Consider the following 2,973-nt stretch of genomic DNA (forward strand, 5'->3'; position numbering starts at 1 on the left):
GTTTATTTATGTTGCTTTTCTTTAATCCTATTTGCTTTTTCTTTTGAAATAAGTTCTCCTGTTATAGAAAAGCCTCTTTTTGAAAATTCTCTCGTAGTTTTTTCAGGAAGATTGGTAGTAACAAAAAATGTTTCGTAAAACCTTCCGATATTTTGATTTTTGGTTCTAAACACAAATTTTAAAGTTGAACTTTCTCCCGGATTAATGGTTGTTGGCTTCGCCTTTACTTTAATATCATATCCGAATTTTTGTTTAAATTCTTTAATTGTAACAATAGAATCGCCTTTGTTTAGTATTTCAACTGTCCATTTAACCTTTTTACCTTTTTGAACCATCTCTGTGTTGAACAATGTTTCTGAAAATTTCAAAGGATATTGTGGTATTGCGGCAGATTTTGGTAACACATGACCTTTAATGTATAACACATCAACTTTGTTGTTACCTCCTTTTTTGATATTTGATGTAATAATTATTGATTTGGCAAAGTCTTTATTTTTATAACCACGTGTGTTGAACAAAACTTTTATTGAACTGCTGTCTCCGGGTAAGATTTCTTCCCTTGGCCATTGAGGAGTTGTGCAACCACATGATGTTCTAACCTTAACGAGTTTTAAAGGCTCTGTTCCAGTGTTTTTAAAAACAAAAAAGCAAGTGGGAAAAGTACCTATAATTACATCTCCGAAATCATGATTTTTTTTGTTGTACTCTATTTTGGGTTGTGCATTTATTAAATTAGAAGAAATTAAGATTGATATTAAAACAATAAATATCTTTTTCATAAAATTAATTTTAAAAAATCAAGTAATTATTTATTAGATTTCGGTTTAACATGCCCTTTGAAAAATAAAATGACAACTTTATTTTGTCCTTTTTTCTCTTTTATATTTGTTGTTACACGTACTGATTTGTGGGCTCTTTTTCCAGCATATCCTTTTGAATTAAAGGCAGCAACAATTTCGGAGGAATCACCTGGCATTATTGGTTCACGAGGCCATTTAGAAGCAGTACATCCACAGGAGGGTTTTACATCCAACAGTAATAAAGGAGCATCACCTGAATTATAAAATTTATAATGAATATATTTTTTCTTCCCTTCAATGATTGTCCCGAAGTTAATAGATTTCTCAACAAAAAATATATCCGGATTTTTTGTTTGATTATTACTTTTTTGTGAAAATGAGAAAAATGTAATTGATATAAGTATTGATAATAATAAAAGTTGTTTCATGTTTTTCTAATTTCTATTTATTATTGTTTAAGCGAACAGGTGATTCTGTAATTTTCTTAGGTCGTGTTTGCTCTCTTTTATTCACAAAACCTTTAAAAAAAATCACTTTCACATTATTTGTCAGCATATTTGTTGTAACGGTAATTGATTTCTGAAAATTTCTACCACCATATCCGTTTGAGTTAAATTTTGCAGTAATTTTTCCTGTTTTGTCTGGCATTACAGGCTCTCTTGACCAGTTTGAAGCAGTACAACCACAGCTGGGTCTTACATTCTTTAAAAGCAATGGTTTATCGCCTGTGTTTGTAAATTTATAGGTGTGAGTAACAACGTCTCCTTCTGTCATTTTTCCGAAGTTATGAGATACATTATCAAATTCTATTCGTGGTCCTATTACTTTTTTTTCTGTTCCGTTCTTTTGAGCAAAAGAATATGAAATTAAAAAAACGCCAATAAAAATTATAAATATTTTTTTCATGCTTTGTAAAATTTTTAACTTTTAAACTATAACAAAAAATGTTCCTAATTATTAGAACCCCCCTTAAAGGAATTCTTAAAAAATACAAAATTAAGAATTTTTAAATACAATTCAAGTGTTCTGTAGAATTATAAGTTAGTAATTCAGGATTTTGATTGTTAGTCATTTTTATAACATAAAGTCCAAGGTTATCATGTCTGTATTTTTCCATGTTTGATAATTCTTCATTTAGTAGTTTACAAATAAATATTCTCATTGCTCGTCCGTGCATTGAAATAAGAATATTATTTTCATCATTTCGTGAAAGAATTATTTTTATGAAAGTATCTTGCCTTGTTGCAACATCAAAAGGACTTTCTCCACCGGGTATTTTTTTTGAATACTCCCCTTTTTTCCATTTTGTTGCCAAGCGTTTCAATCGCATCCAAGCTCGCGGACTTATTTTTTTCCCCTCCAATATTCCCCAATTTATCTCATTTAACTCCAAATAACTTTCTACAGTAATACCTTCTCTACGAAAACAATCAATGCTTTCTATACTTCGCAGCAATTCAGATGTGTAAATTTTATCAAATTTTATATCCTTATATTTTTCAAAAAATGCCTTTGCTTGTTTTTTGCCTGTTTTGTTCAATGAGGAGTTAATTGTTGCACCTTGTAAGTATCCCTTATTGTTATATGAGGTTTCCCCGTGTCTTATTATGAAAATATTTTTCTCACTCAAAACAAATTAATATTTAGTTATTTACATTTGCAGTAAATATTTAATATGGCATCAAAGGTAAAATTATTATATGATTGATACATCAATAACTTTAGATTTATTAAATAAAACAGGAAAAAATAATCTTTCAGATAATCTTGGTATAGAGTATGTCGAAATTACTGAAAATTATTTAGGAGCTAAAATGCCTGTTGATAGTAGAACAAAGCAGCAATTGGGCATGCTTCACGGAGGTGCATCAGCAGCTCTTGCAGAAATGACAGGAAGTATGGCGGCTTATTTGTCAATAAACAGAGAAAAGTTTTATTGCGTTGGCTTGGATTTAAAAATAAATCACTTAAAAGCTGTTTTGGATGGCTATGTTTTCGCCAAAGCAGAAGCTATTCACTTAGGAATACAAACTCAAGTATGGCAAATAAAAACAAGAAATGAGAACAATGAACTTGTAGCACTAAGCACCTTAACAATGGCAGTGTTGCCACTTGATGAAAAAATGAAAGTGTTTATTGGGAATATTTTTGATAGGATTAAATAAAATACTAA

Annotated in this window: 5 protein-coding genes; 1 reads left to right on the plus strand and 4 read right to left on the minus strand. The window is 29.8% G+C overall.

The annotated features are described in order from the left end of the window. Positions 1–2: 2 nt before the first annotated feature. The 4 genes from U9R42_07295 to U9R42_07310 form a co-directional block, all read right to left on the minus strand. Positions 3–779, minus strand: coding sequence for a DUF1573 domain-containing protein (locus U9R42_07295; protein MEA3495825.1), 777 nt, complete (start codon positions 777–779; stop codon positions 3–5). Positions 780–805: 26 nt separating this feature from the next. After that, positions 806–1,228 carry a DUF1573 domain-containing protein gene (locus U9R42_07300; GenBank protein MEA3495826.1) on the minus strand — a complete coding sequence of 141 codons (423 nt, stop codon included), beginning with the start codon at positions 1,226–1,228 and terminating at the stop codon, positions 806–808. Positions 1,229–1,241: 13 nt separating this feature from the next. Then, positions 1,242–1,706 (minus strand): DUF1573 domain-containing protein, encoded by a 465-nt coding sequence (locus tag U9R42_07305; protein ID MEA3495827.1) that lies wholly within the window; start codon positions 1,704–1,706, stop codon positions 1,242–1,244. A 100-nt stretch (positions 1,707–1,806) separates the two neighbouring features. Beyond that, on the minus strand, positions 1,807–2,430 hold the full coding sequence (locus U9R42_07310; protein ID MEA3495828.1) for a histidine phosphatase family protein: 624 nt from the start codon (positions 2,428–2,430) through the stop codon (positions 1,807–1,809). 70 nt (positions 2,431–2,500) lie between these two features. On the opposite strand from U9R42_07310, the gene U9R42_07315 reads away from it, so the two are divergent. After that, entirely contained in the window at positions 2,501–2,965 is a 465-nt protein-coding gene (locus U9R42_07315) for a PaaI family thioesterase (GenBank protein ID MEA3495829.1), read from the plus strand. The last annotated feature ends 8 nt before the right edge of the window (positions 2,966–2,973 follow it).

The sequence above is a fragment of the Bacteroidota bacterium genome (genome assembly GCA_034723125.1).
GTDB lineage: Bacteria > Bacteroidota > Bacteroidia > CAILMK01 > JAAYUY01 > JAYEOP01.